A 19,787-nucleotide genomic window follows, 5' to 3' on the forward strand; every position below is an offset into this window, starting at 1 on the left:
GTGGGGAACGTTGTTCGGGATGGTGCACGAGCGGTTGCGGGCGAGGAAACTCGCCGCCGTTCCGCTCGCCGTTACGGCGACCGCCCTGATCCTGCTGTTCAGTATCGTGCAGCACCTGCCGGGCGGCGAGCGGTTCGTCACCCACATCGGTGTGGTGAAGGCGTCCCTGCCGCTGGACGTCTCGCTGCTGCGCACACCGCTGTCGCTGTACGTTCCGGCGCTGGACCTGCCGGTCTGGGGGGCGCTGGCCCAGGTCCTCGTGGTGTTCGGCATCGCCGAGATCGTGCTCGGGCGGCGGCTGACCCTGGTGGTGGCCTACACCTGCACCCTGGCCGGGACACTGTTCGCCCGGGTGGGGGTGGCGATCGGGCCGCACCACCTGTTCGGCTTCCCGAAGTGGGTGGCCTACGTCCGCGACACCGGCCCCTCGGCGGCCGTGGTGGCGCTGGCGATCTGCATCGCGTTCCGCTGCCGGGCCTGGTTCACGGCCGGGCTGGTGGTGGCGCTGATGGTCGGCGAGGCGGTCGTGCTGCCGAACCTCGCGGGCCTGGAGCACGTCGTCGCGGTGATCACCGCGCTGCTGATCGCCGTCTCGGTGGAGGTCTTCGGGGACTTCTGGCCGCGGGTGCTGGCCGGGGTGGGGGCGGCGACCTCGGTGGCCACGGCGGCCTCGATCGAGGTGGCGGCGGAGGCCCGGCGTCGGACGCCGGCGGGCGCGGCCATTCCCTGACGCGCCCGCCCGCACCACCGGGCCGGGTTCAGGCGGGCGGCAGTGGCAGCTCGAACCAGACCACCTTGCCGACCGCCTTGCGGGCGGTGCCCCAACGCTCGGCGAGCTTGGTGACCAGGGTCAGGCCGCGGCCGGTCTCGCCCAGCTGCTCGGCCGGCTCCAGGGACGGCAGGTTGTGGTTGTCGTCGCTGACCTCGACCAGCAGCTTGTCCACCCGGATCAGCTGGAGCTGGACGCGGTCCCTGGCCACCCGGACGGCGTTCGTCACCAGCTCGCTGACCAGCAGCTCGGTGGTGTCGGCGAGGGCGTCCAGGTGCCAGCCGGCCAGCTGCTCGCGGACCAGCGCGCGGGCCCGGCGGACCTCGCGGTGGTCCACGGTGAGGTCCCAGGTGGCCACCTCGGTCGGCGCGACGCCGTCGAAGCGGGCCACCAGCAGGGCGACGTCGTCCTTGCGGTCGTCCGAGTGCAGCCGCTCCAGCACCACGTCGCAGGCCTGCTCGGGGCTCTGCCGGGGGTCGATCAGGTTGCCGCAGAGCGCGGCCAGCCCTGCTCCTATGTCGCCGCCCCGGACCTCGACCAGGCCGTCGGTGCAGAGCACCAGCATCGAGCCGTCCGTGACCTCGATGGTCTTGGCGACGAACGGCACCCCGCCGACGCCGATCGGCGCGCCGGCCGGGATCTCCAGCAGCTCGCCGCTGCCGTCCGGGTGCACCAGGACCGGCGGCACGTGGCCGGCGCTGGCCAGCTCGCACGTCCGGTTGATCGGGTCGTAGACCGCGTACAGGCAGGTGGCGAGGTGGTCGTCGCCCAGCTTGTGGGCCAGGTTGTCCAGGTGCCGCAGCAGCTGGCCGGGCGGCAGGTCGAGGGCGGCCAGGGTCTGCATCGCGGTGCGGAAGCGGCCCATCGCCGCGGCCGAGTGCAGTCCGTGGCCCATCACGTCGCCGACCACCAGGGCGACCCGGCTGCCGGGCAGCTGGATCGCGTCGAACCAGTCGCCGCCGACCTCGGCCTTGGAGTCGCCCGGCAGGTAGCGGTGGGCGATCTGCACGCCGGGGATCTGCGGCGGCCGGGTCGGGATCATCGAGCGCTGCAGGGTGGTGGCGACCTTGGACTCGGCGCGGTGCAGCCGGGCGTTGTCCAGCGACAGCGCGGCGCGGGCGGCCAGCTCCTTGAGGGTGGCGGCGTCGCCCTCGTCGAACGGGGCCCGGTCGGGCAGCCGGAGCAGCTTGAGGATGCCGAGCACGGTGCCCCGGGCGGAGAGCGGCACCACCAGCATCGAGCGCCCGGTGACCACCGAGGCGAGCCGGGGGCCGCCCAGCGCGGCGGCGTAGTCCACCGCGACGTCCTGGCTGACCACCGGGACCAGGACGGGCTGGTTCAGCTGGAGGGCCATGCCGGGCGGGGTGCGGCGCGGCATGGCGACCAGGGAGCCCTCGGCGAGGACGTGGTCCCACTGGCCGGCGGACTCGTTGGAGACCAGGGCGACCCGGCGCAGCATCGTGTCGTCGTCCGGCCGGGCCTCGGGCAGCTCGGAGTCGGAGATCAGGCCGTCCACCAGGTCGACGCAGGCGAAGTCGGCGACCCGGGGGACGAGCACCTGGCAGAGCTCGCGCGCGGTGAAGCCGAGGTCCAGCGTGGTGCCGACCTTGCCGCCGACCTCGTTCAGCAGCGCCAGCTGTTCGCCGGCCTGGCCGTTGGTGAGGAACGGGCCGAGCCGCCCGGCGGGCGGGGCAGCGCCGTCCGCTCCGGCGGGGGAGGGGACGGTCGGGGGTGGGGTCTGGTCGCCCCGACGGGCCTGGTGGCCGTTGGCGGACGACTCGACGGCGGCCTGCTCGATGGTGGCGCCTCCTCTGGGCGGGGCCGGGACGGACGGGGCTGCCGCGGGCGTGCCGCTCACGGCGCCGGCGGGCCGGGCGGGCCGGTCGGCGGTCTCGCGCTGGGCGGGCAGGGGGCCGGGCGGGCGCCGGCCGGGCGCGGGCTGCTCGGGCTGCGGCGGTGGTCCCAGCCGGGCGGCGCGCTGCTGGGCGGTCGGGTAGCGGCGGCCGATCCCGGCGGCCGCGTGCGCGGCGCCGGTCGGCGGGTCGGCGGGCAGGACGGGCAGCACGGTGGCCGGGTCCAGCCGCAGGGCGGGAAGTCCGGCCCGGACCAGCCCGTCGAGCAGCTGCTCCCGGTGGCCGGCGGGCCCGGCCGGCAGCAGCCGGGCGAGCGGCTCCGGCAGCGGGCGGCCGGGCGGGGTCAGGGTGGCGGAGAGCCGGTGGAAGCCACCCCGGGCGGCGGGGGCGGCGGCGAAGGGCAGCAGGCGCTCGCCGAGGGCCAGTCGCGGGCCGGCCGTGCGCAGCGGGCGGGCGTCGGCGGCCAGGGCCAGCAGGCCGCCGCCGGCACCGGCCTGCGGGTAGGCCCACCAGAGCACGTCGCGCAGGTGCTCCTCGCGGTCGACGACCGGCATCTGCCCGGCCCAGGGACGGCCTTCGCCGGTCAGGGCGGCCAGGGTGTCCAGCGCGTCGCAGCGGCGGCGGGCGGCGGTGGCGGCCGGGACGGGGAGGCTGCGCGGTTCGACGGCGGGCAGCAGGCCGGTGGCGGGGCGGTCGCGGACGACCTCGGCGCGGTGCCCGAAGAGCTCCTCGGCGGCGCGGCTCCACTGCGAGATCCGGCCGGACCGGTCGACCAGCACGAGGGCGAGCCGCACCTGGGCGACCACGCCTGACGGCTGGTCACCCGGGGCGGCCGCGGGCTCGGCGGCGGCGGCCGCCGGAAGCGGTGTGGAGTTGGGCTCGTCCACCATGGATTCGGTCTGCTCCCGCCTGGCCGCCACGCCTGGAGGCGGCCGTCTCTCTGGAGGAAGGCACGCTGTTGCGCATACCAGCGAAGCACGGACAGGGTCGGGCTCGATAGCGAAACGGGGAGATTCATCAGTATCAGTTGCGCGTCACGGCGCGAGCGGGCGCGACGGGCCGACGATCTGGCGCACGGACACCGGTCCGCACTCCCCGTCCACCCGGTCGGAGCAGCGCGCGCGAGGGTAGGGTGGGCGGCCGGGCCGCCCGGGGCGCGGGTGCGCCGTACCGGGACGGTCGCCCGCGGGCGGGCCGGCCGTACGGGCCGCACGCCCCGTACGGGCCGGACCACCGGCACGACCAGGACGAGACAGAGGCGAGAAGTGACCGCGCAGATCCCCGTCCGCTGGACCGACCCGGAGCAGCAGGAGCTGGAGGAGCGGGTCGCCGCCTCCGAGCTCGCCTGGCTCACCATGGACGTCGACGTGCAGACGCTGCGGGTCGAGATCGACAACTTCGCCCTGATCCACCACCAGCTGCTCGGCCCGCTCTACGCCCGGCTGGACGAGCTGGACGCGCTGATCGCCGAGACGGTGGCCGCCCGGACCGGGCACCCGGAGGACCTCCGGCAGGCCGCCGAGGCGCGCCGGCGGGTGGACGAACTCCCCGACCTGGACGCCCTGTTCGACAGCGTGCAGGAGCAGGAGGCGGCGCCGCCGGCCGCGCCGGCCCGGGTGCGGCCCGGCCGGGAGGCCCAGCGGATCTACCGCGACCTCGTCCGCCGCGCGCACCCCGACCTGACCACCGACCCGGCCGAGCAGGAGCGCCGGGCCGCGTTCCTCGCCCGGGTCAACGAGGCCTACGCGTACGGCGACAGCGCCGCGCTGGAGGGCCTGGCCGCCGAGTGGTCCACCGCCCCGGAGGCGGCGCCCGCGCCGGACTCCCCCGACCGGCTCGGCTGGCTGCGCCGACGGCTGGAGTGGCTCAACGCCAAGATCACCGCGACCGCCACCGAACAGGTGCGGCTGGAGAACACCGCGATGGGCCAGCTGCTCGCCCTCGCCCCGCAGGACCCGGACGGGCTGCTGGAGGAGCTGGCCGAGCAGCTGCTCGCCAAGGCCGCCGCCCAGCAGGCCGAGCTGGAGCGGCTGCTCGGCGCGGCCGGGGAGCGGCCGCCGGTGGGGGACAATGGCGGTGCCGAGACCGAGCCCCAGGAGAGCCAGACGATGTTCGCCCAGATCCCCACCACCGACGCCGCCTCCGTGCCCGCCGACGCCGCTCTGCTGGACGTCCGAGAGCAGGACGAATGGGACGCCGGGCACGTGGACGGCGCGCTGCACATCCCGATGGGCCAGCTGGTCGCGCGGATCGGCGAGCTGCCGGACGAGAAGCTGTACGTGCTCTGCCGGGTCGGCGGACGCTCCGCGCAGGTCGTCCAGTACCTGGTGCAGAACGGCCGGGACGCGGTCAACGTGGACGGCGGCATGTACGCCTGGGAGGGCGCCGGCCGGCCGATGGTGAGCGGCGGCGGCCAGGACGCGTACGTTCTGTAGTCCCCGGCGGCTCCCCCGCCCGCGGTAGGGCAGGATGGGCGCGCGACCGACCCGGGACGGGACCGGCGGCGCCCGTCCGGGTGGGGACACCTCCCGGCCGACGGCTGGGGAGGGTGCATGGCCGAGGGTGCGCAGGCCCCGTCCGGTGGCAGGGCCTGGTCGACGCCGGCGCTGGCCGTGCTCGTCACGGCCGCCGCGGTGCTGGTCACGGGCACCGGGCTCTTCCTCGCGGCGGTGTTCCTGCACGTCGCCCCGGCCAACTCGCTCTCCCGCGAGTACCGGGAGCAGGTCGACGGCGTGGTGTACCCGGAGTTCGAGCAGAACTGGAAGCTGTTCGCGCCCAACCCGCTCCAGCAGAACGTCAGCCTGGACGCCAGGGTCCGTACCGTCGTGGACGGCGGCGCCACCCGGACCCACGACTGGGTCGGGCTGACCGCCCGGGACATCGCCGCGATCCGCGGCAACCCGGCGCCCAGCCACGCCGACCAGAACCTGCTGCGCCGGGCCTGGGACTTCTACGAGGGCTCGCACAGCGCGCAGGACGACTCCCTGACCAACCCGCGCGGCAAGCTCGCCGAGGAGTACCTCAAGCGGATCGCGCTGCAGCGGTTCGGCCGCGCTTGCGACGGCGAGCGGATCATGGAGATCGAGTTCCGGGTGACGGCCGCGACCGTGCCACCGCCGGGCTGGAGCGGGGAGGCCGCGCCGCCCGCGCCGAAGGTCCGGGAGCTGCCGTGGTGGCCGGTCAACGACGAGGACTACCGGGGGCTCGGGTGAACGGGACGGCGCCGGACGAACTGCTGCCGGCCGAGGTACCCGCGCAGCCCGAGCCCGCGCCCGCCCCGGCGGCGCCCGCACCGGGCTCCGGCCCCGGTGTCGGGGAGCTGTGCGCGCGTGCCTTCGGCGCGTTCACCGGCCAGGTGCTCGGGCGCCACCAGGCGGCGGCGGTGCGGATCGGCTTCGGCCTGGTCTGGCTGGCCCACCTGCTCCGCGAGTGGCCCAACCGCCGGCTGCTGTACGGCGACACCTCGCCCTGGTCGCTCGACCTGGCCGAGCGGCTGCTCGCCGACAACGGCGCGCTGACGGTGCTGCCCTGGTTCGGCGGGCGGCTCTGGTTCGAGCTGGTCTACCACCTGGCGGTGCTGGCCGCCGTCGCGGTGGTGCTCGGCTGGCGGACCAGGGCGAGCAGCGTGCTGTTCATGGTCACCGTGCTGTCGCTGCAGAACCGCAACGTCTTCCTCGGCGACGGCGGCGACAACGTGGTCCACCTGATGGCGGTCTACCTGGTCTTCACCCGCTGCGCCGAGGTCTGGTCGCTGGACGCCCGGCGCCGCGCGCCCGGCCGGACCGGGGTGGTGCTCTGGACGCTGCTCGGCGCGGTCCTGCTGGTCTGCCAGCTGGGCGGCTTCGCCGGGGCGGGCCTGACCTGGACGGCCGACACCTTCCCGTACGCCGGCTGGTCGCCGGTGTTCTGGGGCCTCTGGGCGGTGGCCGGGCTCTGGTGGGCGCTCGGTCGGCTGCGGCCGGACGGCGAGCCGCGGGCGGTGCTGGACGCGCTGGCGACCATGGTGCACAACTGCGCGATGCTGGTGATCGCCGCCGAGGTGGTGCTGATCTACGCCACCGCCGGCTGGTACAAGGTGCAGGGCTCGCGCTGGCAGGACGGCACCGCGCTCTACTACCCGCTGCACCTGGACTACTTCACCCCCTGGCCGTGGCTCTCCGGGCTGGTCGCCTCGGCCCTGCTGCCGGTCTTCCTGATCTCGTACGGGACGGTGATCCTCCAGGTCGCGTTCCCGTTCACGCTGGTCAGCCGGAGGGTCAAGAACGTCCTGCTGGTGGTGATGATGGCCGAGCACCTGGGGATCGCGGTGCTGCTCGGGCTGCCGGTGTTCTCGCTGGCCATGGTCGCGGCGGACGCGGTCTTCCTGCCGACGGCGGCGCTGGTCTGGGCGGCCGCGCGGGTCGCGGGCGCGGGGGCACGGGCCGGGGGCGTGGCCGCGTGGATCCGGGGCTTGCGGTCCCCTCGGGAGCCCCTCCCCTAAGCTGACCGTTATGTCCTGGTTCGCCGCACTCCGAGACACCGCGCGGACCGGACTGACGCTCGACCGGGCGCTCACCGACCCCAAACGGGCGGCCCGCGGCGCCGTCGCCGTCGCCCTGGTGCTCTTCCCGACCCTGGCGGTGGGCGGGCCACGGCTCGCCACCTCGGCCGCGATGGGCGCCTTCATCGCCGGGACGGCCACCTTCCAGCGCAGCTTCCGGCCCCGGGCCTCACTCGCCGTCGCGGCCGGGATCGGGCTCGGCACCAGCACCTTCCTCGGCTACCTGGCCGCCGGGGTGCCCGGGGCGTTCCCCGCGCTGCTCGCCCTCTGGGCCTTCGGCGCCGGCCTGGCCTGGGCGGTCGGGCCGACCGCCGGGGTGGTCGCGGCCAACACCCTGGCGGTGATGCTGGTCGTGGTCCAGCTGCCGGTCAGCGCGCTCGCCGCGTTCGGCCACGGGCTGGTCTGCTCGCTCGGCGGCCTCGCCCAGGCGGCCGTCATCACGCTCTGGCCGATCGGCAGCTGGACCGTCCAGCGCGAGGCGCTGGCCGACACCTACGCCGAACTCGCCGACTACGCCCGCCGGCTGCGCCAGGACCCGACCGCGCACGTCGACCCGGCGCCGTTCATGACGGCCCGGCGCGCGGCCGCGCTGACCCCCTGGCAGGACCGCCACCGGCCGCCCGAGATGCGCGGCCTGCGCGGCGTCGCCGAACGGATCCGCCCCACCCTCGCCGCACTCGCCGACCCCAAGGTGGGCGCCCCCGAGGAGGGCCCCGAACGCGACCGGGCGCGGGCCGTCCTGGCCGCCGCGGCCGAGGCGATGGACGCCCTGGCCAAGGCCGTCCGCACCGGCGATCCGCTGCAACTGCCGCGCTCGGCGCCCGCGCTCACGCTGGCCGTCCCGGTCGAGGGCCCGGAGCTCCGGGGCGCCGCCCGCCGGGCCGCCCGACGGCTGGCCGGTCTGCTCCGCAAGGCCGCCGACACCCTGGAACGCGGCGACGAGGACACCATCAGCACCCCCGTGGTCGGGACCGGTGGGGCGCTGCGCAAGCCGCCGCTCTTCCGGATGCTGCCGGTCGCCGCCCGCGCGCTGAGCCGCCAGCTCCAGCCGCGCTCGGCCGTCTTCCAGCACGCCGTCCGGCTCACCGCGGTGGTCACCCTCGCCTACCTGCTGGCCCGGCTGGCCGGCTTCGAGCACGGCTACTGGGCGCCGATGACCGCCGCCATGGTGATGCGGCCCGACTTCGCGCAGACCTACAGCCGGGGCGTGGCCCGGCTGGCCGGGACGACGGTCGGCGTCGCCGTCTCCACCCTGGTGGTGCAGCTCGCCCACCCCGGCGAGTGCGTGCTGGCCGCGCTCGCGGTGCTCTGCATCGGCGTCGCCTACCTGACGCTGCGCACCGGCTATGCGCTGATGACGGTCGGCGTCTCCTCGTACGTGGTCTTCCTGCTCGGGTTGCAGGCCGGGAACCCGCTGGTCACCGCCGTGGAGCGGGTCGGGCTGACGCTGCTCGGCGGGTCGGTCGCGCTGCTCGTCTACGCGCTCTTCCCGACCTGGCAGACCGCCCGGCTCGGCGAGCGGCTGGCCGAGTGGCTGGCCGCCGCCGGGCGTTACGCGGCCGCCGTGCTCGACGTCTACGAGCACCCGGCGGCGCCGCGCGGGCGGGAGGTCCGCGCGGCGCTGCTGGACTCCCGGGAGGCCCGCTCCGAGCTGCTCCAGGCGATGCAGCGGGCCGACGCCGAACCCGGCCGGCACGCCTCCGGGCTGCCCGGGGTGAGCCGCCGCCAGCTCGACCGGGCCCGCGCCGCGGTCGGCCACCTCGGGCGGGTCGCCGTGCTGCTGGAGGCCCACCTGCCGGTCGCCGACGCCGAACCGGTGCCCGGGACGGCCGAGTTCGCGGAGGAGCTGCGGCTGGCCACCGCGCTGGCGGCGGCCGCGCTGCTCACCGACCGGCCGGTGGAGTTCGGCGCGGTGCGGGAGGCGCACGTCCGGCTGGAGGAGCGGCTCGCGGCGGCGCCGGCGAGTGTGCAGCGGGACGTCGTGCGCTCCAGCGCCCGGCTGCTGCTCCAGGCACTGAGGGACCTGGAACGGGCGCTGCGCGGGGGCGGGACCGCCACGCCGACGCAGTACGGGCAGGAGTCGACGGCGCGTTAGGCGGCGAGCCGTCAGGTGGTCCGTCGGGCGGCCCGGCAGGTGGTCCGTCGGGCGGCCCGCCCGGGGGCGTGCGGGCGCCCCCGGGGCGGGGTGGCAGAGTGAGCGGCATGAACGACGAGCTGGTGCGGGCCTGGCGGGAGGGCGCCGGGGCGCCCGGGACGGTGCTGCTGGACGGCTTCCACGCGCTGAAGCACGCGCTGCGCTTCGGCGGGGACGTCCGGCAGGTGCTCACCGCCGACCGGGCGGCTCTGCTGGCGCTCGCCGCCGAGCTGGCCGCGGACGTGGTGCCCGCCCTGGACGGCCTGGCGGCCGAGCTGCCGGAGGCGGAGCTGCGGGCGCTGGTCCCGCGGCTGCACCCGACCGGCGTGATCGCGCTGGCCGCCCGGCCCACCACCGGCTCCAACCTGGCCGCGCTCGCCCGGCAGCCCCGGACGGCGCCGGTCGTGCTGCTGGAGAACCCGCGCAACCTGGGCAACGTCGGCGCGGTGATCCGGCTGGCGGCCGGCTTCGGGGCCACCGGCGTGGTGACCACCGGCGACCTGGACCCCTGGCACCCGACCGTGGTCCGGGGCAGCGCCGGCCTGCACTTCGCCACCGCCGTCGAGCGGCTGGCGCTGCCGGAGCTCCCGGACGGCCCGCTCTACGTCCTGGACCCGGAGGGGGCGGACGTGCGGACGGTGGCCTTCCCGGACGACGCGCTGCTCGCCTTCGGCACCGAGCGCCACGGGGTCTCGGACGAGCTGAAGGCGCGCGCCGACCGGCTGGTCGCGGTGCCGATGCAGCCCGGGGTCTCCAGCTTCAACCTGGCGACCAGCGTCGCGATGGGGCTCTTCCACTGGATGTCGGGACGCCCGCCGCGGTGACCTGCCGCCGCTGCGGCGGGCCGGACGCCGGGTCAGGCGGCGGCGGGCGGGTTGGCGGGCGAGTACTCGGGGTCGGTCCAGGTCAGCGGAGTGGCGTCGGCCAGTTCGAGGACGCCGGTGACGGTGAGGTCGACCACCCGCTCGGCGCCCGGCAGGCCGGCCGCGGCCTGCTCGGACCAGTCGGTCCGGGCCTCGCCGGTGATCAGCAGCGCCCCTCCGGTCTCGAAGTCCGGCAGTAGCAGCCCGGCGCGCGGGTCGAGCTCCAGGTTGCCGAGGGTCATGAACATGCTGTTGCCGGCGTACTCGGGCCAGCTGAGCCGGTCCGGTCCGAGCACCCGGAGGAAGCCGGGGTTGCCGCCCCGGTGAGAGGCGTCGACCCTTCCGTCCGGGCCGGCCGTGGCGACGAAGAAGGTGTCGGCGGTGGCCACCGCCAGCTGCTGGGCGGTGGAGAGGGCCGGTCCGGAGGCCACCGCGTGCGGGGTGCCCGCGGCCGGCCGCACCAGCGGGCTGCGGCGCTGGATGTACTTCGGGCAGTTGGCGTACACCTGGTCGGCGGCGATCACCAGGCCGCCCCGGCCGTCCGGTGCGGAGCGGCCGTTGAGCCGCATCCGGCGCCGGCCGGCCGGGTCCAGTGCGATGGTGCCGACCTCGGCCGGCCCGGCCAGGACGGCGGCCAGCGGGTCGTCCCCGGCCGGGCGGGCCGCCACCGCGAGGGTCCGCTCGTCGGGGGCCCGGAGGAAGCCGGGCTCGCCGGTGAGCTGGGTGGCCCACAGCCTGCCGTCGGCGTCGGCGGCGCCCACCACCAGGATCCGCCGCTCGGCCAGGAACCGGGCGGCCACGGCGGGGATGGTGCCGCCGATCGCACGGCCCGAGTGGTCGGCCCGGTCGCTGCGGCCGGCCCGGGCCTGCACCGCGCGCTCGCCCGGGTGGTACGGCGTGCTGCCGGTCATGGCGTGCCTCCTGTGCTGGCGGGGTGAGTGGCCCGGGTCGGGCCGGGTTCTAGAAGAAACCGCAGGTCGGGGCGGACTCGGTGGGGGCGGTGGCCTCGGTCTCGTCCACGCCCTTGGGGGTGTAGACCTCCAGTCGGATGCCGTCCGGGTCGGTGAAGAAGATCCCGCCGGAGGCCGAGCCCTCGCGGTGCGGAACGACGCCCTCGTACGCGAACTCGGCGCCCAGCTCGCGCAGCACCTGCTCGGCGGCGCGGACCTCGTCCAGCGAGTCGACCTGGAAGGAGAGGTGGTGCAGGCCGGGCGCGGAGCCGGCGAAGGTACCGGTGCTCTGCTGCCAGAGCGTGATCAGCAGCCGGCCGTCGCGGCCCAGGAAGGCGAAGCGGCGGTCCGGGTCGGTGCCCTCGTTGACCAGCTCCAGGCCGAGGGCGCGCCGGTAGAAGGCCACCGAGCGGTCGAGGTCGGTCACGTTCAGGCCCACGTGGCCGGTCTGCAGGGTGCTGGTGATGGTGCTGGACATGCCTGATCACTCCCGTGGCTCGGACGTCTGCGGACGCCGGGATCTAACCGTCTCCATTGAGGTTAGGGGTTAGATAATGAGGGCGTCAACCGATATGCGGGCACGAAGGGGTTAGGGGTGAAGTGTCGCTAACATGACAAGAAGGGCCGCGGACCCGGCGTCGCACGGGCGCTGGGGGCGCGGTCGGGACTACTCCCACTCCCAGCGGATGCCGACGAGGCCGGGCTGCTGGTCGGGGGCGAGCACGTGGGCACTGGCCGAGGCGCCGATCCAGAGCTGCTCACGGCGGCGGTCGACCTCCGCGCCCGGGGCGCGGTCGTAACGCTCGCAGTGGGCGGGCACGGCCGCCGGGTCGAAGTGCACCTGCAGCACGTACTCGCGGACCGGGACCGCGAAGCGGCGGCTGTACTCCATGGTCGGGGCACCGCCCGACGGGATCTCCACCTCGTACTCGAAGACCGTGCTGTCACCGAGCGCGAGCGGGCGGTCCAGCATGATCTCGCCGACCACCAGCCCGGCCTCCGGGCGGCGGCGGACCCGGCCGAGCCGGCCGTGCCGGACCGCGGTGATCTCCGGGCAGCCGGAGGCCTCCTCGTCGGCCATGTGCACGACCAGGCAGCGGGCCACCCCGCCGACGGTGGCGCGGACGACCTGGCGCATCCGCAGCAGGTTGCCGCGCCGCTCGGAGTCCACGTAGTACGAGTCGTGGATGGAGAGCCGCTCCAGCTCGCCGGCCGGCGGGGCGTCCAGCTCGGCGAACACGTCCGCGATCTTCTGCTCGCCCGGCCAGATGTCCTCCAGCCGCAGGTGTGCGGTGGTGGCGGCGGCGGCCCAGCGGCCGCGCGGGCGGGGCGGGCCGAGCAGCGCGGACAGGGTGGAGTGCGGCAGGCCGAGCAGCTCCTCCAGCAGGAGGACGGCGCGCAGCGAGCTGGCCCGTTCGGGCTGGCTGCGGCCGCGGCGCCAGTAACTCAGGGTGGTGACGCTGACCCTGACTCCACGTTGGGCGAGGGCGGCGCGGATCCGGTCCAGGCTCAGGCCGCTGGCCTCGATCGCCAGGTTCAGGGCGTCGGCGAAGCCCCCGGCCGGCGCGGGGCGGCCGGCGGCGGCTGCTGCTGCGGCGGGTGCCGGGACGGGTGCCGGAGCGGCGGGCGGGACCGGAGCAGCGGGCGGGACCGGCGCGGCGGCGGGTGCGGGCGCACCGGGGCGCGGGCCGACCAGCCGCAGCCGGGCGTCCTGGGGGTTTTGCGAGCCCATTCGGTTACCTTCCCCAGCAGGCGGGTTCGGCGCAACCGGTCCGGCGCCGAGGCGCGCCGTCAGCGGCTTCACCGAGCTGTGGGGAACCCTATGCACGGTCGAGAGGCTACGTCATCAGTCGTGCGTATGACAGTAGTCACGAGTGTTCGACCACAGGGTTAGCGATCCGGAAACACTGTGGAAACACGCCGCCGGGGCGGTCCCTCTGCGGGACCGCCCCGGCGGGGTGGGGGTGGGGTGGTCAGGAGACGTTGAGCGCGGCGTCGTCGATCACGAAGCTGGTCTTCAGCGAGGAGTCCTCGGTGCCGGTGAACTTGACCGTCACCGTCTGGCCGGCGAAGGCCGAGAGGTCGAAGGACTTCTGGACGAAGCCGGTGGCCGCGTTGGCGTTCGACAGGGTGGTCAGCGTGGTCGAGCCGGCCTGGACGGTCAGCTTGTCGTACGCGGTGCTGCCGGTCTCGGCGGTGTCGACGTGCACCCAGAACGAGAGGGTGGCCTTGCAGCCGGCCGGGATCGAGACGGTCTGCGACAGGGTGTCGGTGTGGGCGCTGCCGTAGCCGTCCATCCAGGCCTTCCAGGAGCCGCCGTGCGCGGCCTCACCGGTGCTGTTGTCGACCACGCCGCTGGACGCCGTCCACGGCGCGGCGGTGCCGGTCTCGAAGCCGCCGTTGCCGATCAGCTGGGCCGGGGTGCAGCCGCCGGACGGCGGCGGGGTGGTGCCGCCGAGCAGCGCGGTGTTCAGGGCGTCCGCGATCGGGCTGCCCCAGCCGGTGACCTGGTCGTACCCGGCCTTGGTGGAGAAGTCCTGGTTCTTGCCGGTGGTGACGTCGTGGAACGTCGTGCCGTAGCTGCTGCTGTTGGCGACCGCGTACAGCTTCGGGCTCGCCTCGCCGAGGGCCGGCTGCCCGGCGGCCTTGGCCTTCTGGTTGAACTGGGCGGCGTAGCCGGACCAGAGCGGTGCGGCGGCGCTGGTGCCGCCGTAGACCTGCCAGCCGCCGGTGGTGTAGATCGCGAAGCCGCTGGCCGGGTCGGCGTTGGAGGAGACGTCCGGGACGGTGCGCATGGTGCCGCTCACGCCGGTGCCGGTCTGCCAGCTCGGCTTGGCGAAGACGGTGGAGACGCCGCCGCCGGCGGTGCTCCAGGCGCTCTCCGAGGAGTAGGCGTTGCCGGAGACCTTGAGGTTGGTGCCGCCGACGCCGGTCTGGTGCGGGCTGGACGCCGGGAAGTCGACCGCCTTGACGGTGGAGCCGCTGGTGGAGCGGGTGCAGTCGCGGGAGCCGTCGTCGCCGGAGGCCGAGAAGATCGAGATGCCCTGGGCGGCGGCCTGCTTGAAGGAGTTGTCGACCGCCGTCATCGAGGAGGCGGTGGTGTCGGGCTCGCAGGAGCCCCACGAGATGGAGATGACCGAGACCCGGTTGTCGGCGACGATCTGGGCGGCCATGTCGATCTCGCCCTGGTCGCTGTTGGGGGCCTCGTAGACCAGCTGGGTCGCCTTGGGGGCGACACCGCGGACGATCTCGCTGTCCAGCTCGACCTCGCCCTGGCCCTCGCCCGGCTTGGCGTCGTAGTTGGCGCCGTCGACCGAGACGGTGGAGACGGCCGGGCCGGTCAGGCCGTACTGCGAGTCGTACGTCTTCAGGTTGGTGGAGCTGTAGCCGTCGAACTCCCAGAGGGCGACGGTGACCCCGGTGCCGTCGGCGCCGGTCTTGTCGAGGTTGTAGGCGCCGTTGTACTGGCCCGGGCCGAAGCCGCTCGGGGCGGCGGTGGTCGCGTTCGGCGCGGTGCTCGGCTTCACGTTCCGGGTGGTCCGGACGGTGTGGTTGTTCAGGCCGGATATGCCCTGCACCACGTCGGCCAGGTCCGCCGGGACGGACGCGGCGGCGTCGTTGGCGAAGAAGGTGCGCTGCTGCTGCGGGTCGACGTAGGCGCTCTCGTGGGTGCCGAACGCCTTGGCGATCTGCTCGGCGGTGCCGTGCGCGTTGACCACCTGGCGGTTGTCGCTGACGCTCCCGACGGTCAGGCCCTGGGCGGCGAGGTACGCCTTGACCTGCTCGACGCCCGCCTGGGTCGGGCCGAAGCGCTCGGTGAACTGCTGCGGCGTCAGGTAGCGGCCGTACTCCGGGGTGCCGGGGGTGGCGACCGCGGTGAGGAAGCGGTCCAGCTCGGCCGTGTTGCGCAGCTTGAGGCTGACCGCCACGGAGAGCTGCTGGTCGGCGGGGACGTCGCCCTTCTTCTCGGAGTGGGCCACCGCGGGGGTCACGGTGTTCGGCAGCGAGACGCGGGGCGCGGCGGCGTTGGGGGTCGGGGCCGCCTGGGCGGCGGTGACGCCGAGCGAGACGGCGGTCAGCGGCAGGACGGCAAGGGCCGCGGCAAGGGCAAGGGAGCGGGGGCGCACGGAATCCTCCTCTGGCCGGCGTGTGGGGGCCGGCAGGGGCCAGAGCGTCGCTGGGGTGAGACGCTGGCTAGAACATGTCAGAAGGAGTCCGGTAATTGGCTCATGGTCAAGCAATCCGTTGCTAAAAAACAGTCAACTGTGGAGAACCGAATGGAGGCTGCTCCATACAGTTAAAGGCCGGAATTCCGGCCGCAAACCTGAGGGCAAATCCTGACTGCATACCTGACTGCATGCCGGATCGCGTACCCGGCCGTGTGCCCGGCTGTATGCCCGGCGGGATGCCCGGCCGTATGCCCGGCCGGAACTCGGGCCGGGGTGGTCCGGCCCCTTCCGGGCGAATTCGGGACAGACCGGGCCGGACGTAGAATCGGGTACCGGGCGCGACCGAGGGAGAACCGATGACGGACCGGAAAGCAGACCCGCGGGACCCGCGCCCGCTGCTCGGCGAACCGCTCTCGCTGGACCTGCTGAACACCCGATGGGCGGGCACACCGGTCAACGACCTGCTGGCCGGACCCGACGGCTACGGGATCTGGCTCTCCTCCGCCGGGCTGGCCGGGCGCTGCGGGGCCGACGACTCCGGGCTCGGCCCCCTGCTGGAGGCGCGGGACGCGCTGGCGGCGGTCGTCCGGGACCTCGACGAGCACGGTGCGCCCGGGGCGGTGGCGGTGGCCGGGCTGAACGAGGTACTGCGGCACGGGCGGCTGCGGCGGGAGCTCGGTCCGCAGGGGCCGACCGAGCAGGTCGAGGTGGACCGGCCGCAGTGGCTGGCGGCCTGGCTGGCGGCGGACGACCTGCTCGGCCTGCTCGGCCAGGGGGCGCACCGAATCAAGAGGTGCGCGCACGAGGCCTGCATCCTGCACTTCTTCGACACGTCGCAGAACGGGCGGCGGCGGTGGTGCTCGATGGCGGTGTGCGGGAACCGGGCCAAGGCGGCGCGGCACTACGAGAAGGCGAAGGCCTGAGCCGGTGCGGGCGCAGGGCCGCCCCATGAGGGGCCGGGCCCCGCGCCCGCGGGCCGGACGTCAGGCGTCGGCGGGGGCGCCGAGCCACTCGGCGAGGGCGGCGCGGAGCTCGCCGAGGCCCGGGTCGACGGCGGCCCAGGCGGCGTAGCCGTCGGGGCGGATCAGCAGGACGGTGTCGCGCAGCTTGCCGTGCGGATCGGCCGGGGCGGCGGTGACCACGCGGTCCGCCCACGGGTCGGCGGCGGACAGCTCGTCATTGCTGACCAGTACGAACTTCCCTGCGCGCAGCGCCTCGTAGAGCCGCTCGGGCGCGGCGGGCCCGTCCTCGCGGGGCTGCTCCAGGCCGGTGAGCCGAAGGTCCGGGACGCGCCGGCCGACCAGCGGGTGGGCGTCCTTGGGGGCGCTGTACCGGATGCCGATGCCGGAGATGATCTTCGCGCCGCGCTCGGTGACCACGTCGAGGTGCTCGGCGACGGTGGTGAGGGCGCCGCGCAGGGCCCGGGTGGGCGCCGAGTGGGCGAGGGCGAGCCGGACCAGCGCACCGGAGCTGCGCAGCACCGTCTTCCCGACCGGGTGCCGCTCGGTCTGGTAGGTGTCGAGCAGGGCGTCGGTGGCCCGGCCCCGGAGGGCGGCGGCGAGCTTCCAGGAGAGGTTGGCGGCGTCCTGGAGGCCGGTGTTCATGCCCTGGCCGCCGGCCGGGGAGTGGCAGTGCGCGGCGTCGCCGGCCAGGAAGACCCGGCCGGAGCGGTAGTTGGGGGCCTGCCGCTCGTCGCTGTGGAAGGTGGAGCTCCACCGGGCGTCGTGCAGGCCGTAGTCCTCGCCGATGGTGTTGCGGGTGATCTCGGCGATCCGCTCCAGCGGCGGCGGGGTGCCGTCGGGGTGCCGGTCGTGCCGGTCCCAGGCGATCACCCGGTACCAGCCGTCGCCGAACGGCGCGAGGAAGGCGAAGCCGTCGTCGGTGGCGCCGACGGTGACCACCTCGTCGGGGGCGCGCTCCAGCCGGACGTCGGCCAGCACCACGGAGTTGACCACGGACTCGCCGGGGAAGGGGATGCCGAGCAGGTCGCGGACGGTGGAGTGGACGCCGTCGGTGCCGACCGCGTAGCGGGCCCGGTGGGTGGCGGTGGCGCCGTCCTCCACGGTCTCGATCGTCACGCCCTCGGCGTCCTGGCGCAGCCCGGTGACCTCGGCGCCGCGCAGGATGGTCGCGCCGGCCTTGACCGCGCGCTCCTGGAGCAGGCGTTCGGTGTTCGACTGCGGGGTGATCAGGACGAACGGGAACCGGGTCGGCAGGCTGCCGAGGTCGATCCGGAGCTTGTTGAAGAGCCGCAGCGAGCCGAGCGGGACGCCGGTGGCGATGAGCTCGTCGGCCAGGCCGCGGGCGTCCAGCATTTCGAGGGTGCGGGCGTGCACGGCGAAGGCCCGGGTGAGGTTGGACTCGGCGCCGCGCTTCTCCAGGACGGTGACCCGGATCCCGGCGGCGGCCAGGTCTCCGGCCAGCAGCAGCCCGGTCGGTCCGGCGCCGACGATCAGGACGTCGGTGACGGTCTGCTTGGTGGTCATGTGTCAGCTCCCGGTGGTCGGACGGAGGTTGGACGCCGATCTCGGCGTTCTTCCGGCCTCCATCATCGCCGCCCGGGGCGGGGCTGTGAATCTCCGGGCCCCGGCGTCGTGCCGCCGGGGCCCGGAGCCGGGCCCGTGGGCCCGGTGCCTCAGGCGTGGCGGCGGACCTCGACGGTGCGGAACCGGTTGGCGACGAACGCGCCGTCGCAGTACGCGGAGTTGGCGGCCGGGTTGGCGCCGGTGCCGTGCAGGTCGGAGAAGGCGGCGGTCTGGTTCGCGAAGACGCCGCCGGTGAGGTTGAGCGAGAGCGAGACGCCGGAGTCGAGGGCGGCCTCGACCAGGGCGGTCTCGACCTCGGGCGAGGTGGTGTAGCCGGAGGCGGTCATCGCGCCCTGGGTGCGGACCGTGTCGCGGAGCAACTCGACCGCGGCGGCGGTGGATTCGACCGCGACGGCGAAGGAGACCGGGCCGAAGCACTCGCTGCGGAAGACCGCCCGGTCGTCCGGCTTGTCGGCGTCCAGCTTGACCAGCGCGGGGGTGCGGACGGTCGCGGCGGGGAACTCGGGCGAGGTCACCACGCGCGGGGCGAGCGCGAGTTCGCCGTACTCGCCGCCGGCGGCGGCCACCGTGCGCTGGAGCACGCCGGGGTTGACCACGGCGCCGAGCAGGGCGGCGGCGCGGGCGTCGTCGGAGAGCAGGCCCTCGATCGCGGCGGCGAGGTCGGTCACCACCTCGTCGTAGGACTTGGTGCCCTGGTCGGTGTCGACGCCGGTGCGCGGGATCAGCAGGTTCTGCGGGGTGGTGCACATCTGGCCGCTGTACAGCGAGAGCGAGAAGGCCAGGTTGCCCAGCATGCCCTTGTAGTCGTCGGTGGAGTCGATGACGACGGTGTTGACGCCGGCCTTCTCGGTGTAGACCTCGGCCTGCCGGGCGTGCTCCTCCAGCCAGTCGCCGAAGGCGGTGGAGCCGGTGTAGTCGATCAGCTTGATCTCGGGGCGCACGGCGAGCGTCTGGGCGACGGTGCCGCCCTCGTGCTCGGCGGCCAGGCAGACCAGGTTGGGGTCGAAGCCGGCCTCGGCGAGCACCTCGCGGGCGATCGCGACGGTGAGGGCGAGCGGCAGCATGGCGCGCGGGTGCGGCTTGACCAGCACCGGGTTGCCGGTGGCCAGCGAGGCGAACAGGCCCGGGAAGCCGTTCCAGGTGGGGAAGGTGTTGCAGCCGATCAGCAGCGCGAGGCCGCGCGGGACGACGGTGAAGTCCTTGGTCATCACCAGCGGGTCGCGCTTGCCCTGGGGCTTGGTCCAGCCGGCCTGCCGCGGCAGCCGGGTCTGCTCGGCGTACGCGTAGGCGACGGCTTCCAGGCCGCGGTCCTGGGCGTGCGGGCCGCCGGCCTGGAAGGCCATGCCGTACGCCTGGCCGGTGGTGTGCATCACCGCGTGCGCGAACTCGTGCGAGCGGGCGTTGATCCGGCCCAGGATCTCCAGGCAGACGGCGGCGCGGTCGAGCGGGGTGGCGGCGGCCCAGCCGGGCCGGGCGGCGGTCAGCGCGGCGATCAGCGCGTCCGGCTCGGCGTGCGGGTAGCCGATGCCCAGCTCGACGCCGTACGGGGAGGCCTCGCCGCCGACCAGGTCACCGTCGGCGGGGTGGCCGTCGAGGGCGAACGGCTTGTTCAGCAGGGCCTCGAAGGCGGCCTTGCCGTCCGCGGCGCCGCTCTCGCCGTACGCCTTCGGGAACTCGGGGTAGGGCGACCAGTAGTCGCGCTTCGCGGCGGCGGCGAGCGCGGCGTCCAGGGTGGCCTGGTGGCGTTCGACCAGCTCGGCGACGAGGGGGTGGGTGACCGCTGCGGACATGGTGTGCGCTCCTCAGAGGGGAGGACGGGACACGTCACAGAGTAACCGAACGATCGGTCGGCTCAAGAGGGTATGCCCGACCGGAGTTCCGGACGGCTTCCGGGGCCGGGGCCGGAGTCGGGGAAACGGACGGGGGCGCGTCCGGAGTGGACGCGCCCCCGCAGGAGTCGTTC

General features: G+C 74.9%; 14 protein-coding genes. 7 read left to right on the forward strand and 7 right to left on the reverse strand.

Annotated elements, in window-relative coordinates:
- Positions 1–19: 19 nt before the first annotated feature.
- Positions 20–730, forward strand: a complete 711-nt coding sequence (locus tag J5Y04_RS29780) for a hypothetical protein (RefSeq protein ID WP_209415497.1) — start codon at positions 20–22, stop codon at positions 728–730.
- A 28-nt stretch (positions 731–758) separates the two neighbouring features.
- Here J5Y04_RS29780 and J5Y04_RS43300 read toward each other — a convergent pair whose 3' ends face one another.
- Positions 759–3,512 carry a SpoIIE family protein phosphatase gene (locus J5Y04_RS43300; protein WP_209415498.1) on the reverse strand — a complete coding sequence of 918 codons (2,754 nt, stop codon included), beginning with the start codon at positions 3,510–3,512 and terminating at the stop codon, positions 759–761.
- A gap of 375 nt (positions 3,513–3,887) precedes the next feature.
- On the opposite strand from J5Y04_RS43300, the gene J5Y04_RS43685 reads away from it, so the two are divergent.
- The 5 genes from J5Y04_RS43685 to J5Y04_RS29810 all read left to right on the forward strand — a co-directional run bounded on the left by J5Y04_RS43685 (position 3,888) and on the right by J5Y04_RS29810 (position 10,120).
- Positions 3,888–5,057 carry a rhodanese-like domain-containing protein gene (locus tag J5Y04_RS43685; RefSeq protein ID WP_209415499.1) on the forward strand — a complete coding sequence of 390 codons (1,170 nt, stop codon included), beginning with the start codon at positions 3,888–3,890 and terminating at the stop codon, positions 5,055–5,057.
- Between the two features lie 117 nt (positions 5,058–5,174).
- The gene (locus J5Y04_RS29795) at positions 5,175–5,834 is read left to right on the forward strand and encodes a DUF5819 family protein (RefSeq protein ID WP_209415500.1); all 660 of its coding nucleotides are present in this window, start codon (positions 5,175–5,177) and stop codon (positions 5,832–5,834) included.
- On the forward strand, positions 5,831–7,102 hold the full coding sequence (locus J5Y04_RS29800; protein WP_209415501.1) for an HTTM domain-containing protein: 1,272 nt from the start codon (positions 5,831–5,833) through the stop codon (positions 7,100–7,102). Before J5Y04_RS29795 ends, J5Y04_RS29800 begins: the two co-directional genes overlap by 4 nt.
- 10 nt (positions 7,103–7,112) lie before the next feature.
- Positions 7,113–9,257 (forward strand): FUSC family protein, encoded by a 2,145-nt coding sequence (locus tag J5Y04_RS29805; protein ID WP_209415502.1) that lies wholly within the window; start codon positions 7,113–7,115, stop codon positions 9,255–9,257.
- A gap of 107 nt (positions 9,258–9,364) precedes the next feature.
- Positions 9,365–10,120 carry an RNA methyltransferase gene (locus tag J5Y04_RS29810; protein ID WP_209415503.1) on the forward strand — a complete coding sequence of 252 codons (756 nt, stop codon included), beginning with the start codon at positions 9,365–9,367 and terminating at the stop codon, positions 10,118–10,120.
- 32 nt (positions 10,121–10,152) lie between these two features.
- Here J5Y04_RS29810 and J5Y04_RS29815 read toward each other — a convergent pair whose 3' ends face one another.
- The 4 genes from J5Y04_RS29815 to J5Y04_RS29830 form a co-directional block, all read right to left on the reverse strand.
- Positions 10,153–11,070, reverse strand: coding sequence for a pyridoxamine 5'-phosphate oxidase family protein (locus J5Y04_RS29815; RefSeq protein ID WP_209415504.1), 918 nt, complete (start codon positions 11,068–11,070; stop codon positions 10,153–10,155).
- Between the two features lie 49 nt (positions 11,071–11,119).
- Positions 11,120–11,587 carry a VOC family protein gene (locus J5Y04_RS29820; protein ID WP_209415505.1) on the reverse strand — a complete coding sequence of 156 codons (468 nt, stop codon included), beginning with the start codon at positions 11,585–11,587 and terminating at the stop codon, positions 11,120–11,122.
- A 189-nt stretch (positions 11,588–11,776) separates the two neighbouring features.
- The gene (locus J5Y04_RS29825; RefSeq protein WP_209415506.1) at positions 11,777–12,841 is read right to left on the reverse strand and encodes an XRE family transcriptional regulator; all 1,065 of its coding nucleotides are present in this window, start codon (positions 12,839–12,841) and stop codon (positions 11,777–11,779) included.
- 241 nt (positions 12,842–13,082) lie between these two features.
- Entirely contained in the window at positions 13,083–15,236 is a 2,154-nt protein-coding gene (locus J5Y04_RS29830; protein ID WP_209415507.1) for a protease pro-enzyme activation domain-containing protein, read from the reverse strand.
- 398 nt (positions 15,237–15,634) lie between these two features.
- Between J5Y04_RS29830 and J5Y04_RS29835 the strand changes: the two genes are divergently transcribed.
- Positions 15,635–16,201: a CGNR zinc finger domain-containing protein gene (locus tag J5Y04_RS29835; protein WP_209415508.1), complete on the forward strand. Its 567-nt coding sequence runs from the start codon at positions 15,635–15,637 to the stop codon at positions 16,199–16,201.
- 60 nt (positions 16,202–16,261) lie between these two features.
- On the opposite strand, the gene J5Y04_RS29840 is transcribed toward J5Y04_RS29835, so the two are convergent.
- Together J5Y04_RS29840 and paaN are read right to left on the reverse strand one after the other, a co-directional pair.
- Positions 16,262–17,764 carry an FAD-dependent monooxygenase gene (locus J5Y04_RS29840; RefSeq protein ID WP_209415509.1) on the reverse strand — a complete coding sequence of 501 codons (1,503 nt, stop codon included), beginning with the start codon at positions 17,762–17,764 and terminating at the stop codon, positions 16,262–16,264.
- A 149-nt stretch (positions 17,765–17,913) separates the two neighbouring features.
- Positions 17,914–19,614, reverse strand: a complete 1,701-nt coding sequence (paaN, locus tag J5Y04_RS29845) for a phenylacetic acid degradation protein PaaN (RefSeq protein ID WP_209415510.1) — start codon at positions 19,612–19,614, stop codon at positions 17,914–17,916.
- Positions 19,615–19,787: the final 173 nt, after the last annotated feature.

Origin of the sequence: Kitasatospora sp. RG8, from assembly GCF_017813315.1 — a bacterium.
Lineage (GTDB): Bacteria > Actinomycetota > Actinomycetes > Streptomycetales > Streptomycetaceae > Kitasatospora.

Coding starts and splice junctions, on each gene's coding strand:
- J5Y04_RS29780 (WP_209415497.1), top strand. CDS start 20: ATGGTGCACGAGCGGTTGCGGGCGAGGAAACTCGCCGCCGTTCCGCTC.
- J5Y04_RS43300 (WP_209415498.1), bottom strand. CDS start 3,512: ATGGTGGACGAGCCCAACTCCACACCGCTTCCGGCGGCCGCCGCCGCC.
- J5Y04_RS29795 (WP_209415500.1), top strand. CDS start 5,175: ATGGCCGAGGGTGCGCAGGCCCCGTCCGGTGGCAGGGCCTGGTCGACG.
- J5Y04_RS29805 (WP_209415502.1), top strand. CDS start 7,113: ATGTCCTGGTTCGCCGCACTCCGAGACACCGCGCGGACCGGACTGACG.
- J5Y04_RS29810 (WP_209415503.1), top strand. CDS start 9,365: ATGAACGACGAGCTGGTGCGGGCCTGGCGGGAGGGCGCCGGGGCGCCC.
- J5Y04_RS29815 (WP_209415504.1), bottom strand. CDS start 11,070: ATGACCGGCAGCACGCCGTACCACCCGGGCGAGCGCGCGGTGCAGGCC.
- J5Y04_RS29820 (WP_209415505.1), bottom strand. CDS start 11,587: ATGTCCAGCACCATCACCAGCACCCTGCAGACCGGCCACGTGGGCCTG.
- J5Y04_RS29825 (WP_209415506.1), bottom strand. CDS start 12,841: ATGGGCTCGCAAAACCCCCAGGACGCCCGGCTGCGGCTGGTCGGCCCG.
- J5Y04_RS29835 (WP_209415508.1), top strand. CDS start 15,635: ATGACGGACCGGAAAGCAGACCCGCGGGACCCGCGCCCGCTGCTCGGC.
- J5Y04_RS29840 (WP_209415509.1), bottom strand. CDS start 17,764: ATGACCACCAAGCAGACCGTCACCGACGTCCTGATCGTCGGCGCCGGA.
- paaN (WP_209415510.1), bottom strand. CDS start 19,614: ATGTCCGCAGCGGTCACCCACCCCCTCGTCGCCGAGCTGGTCGAACGC.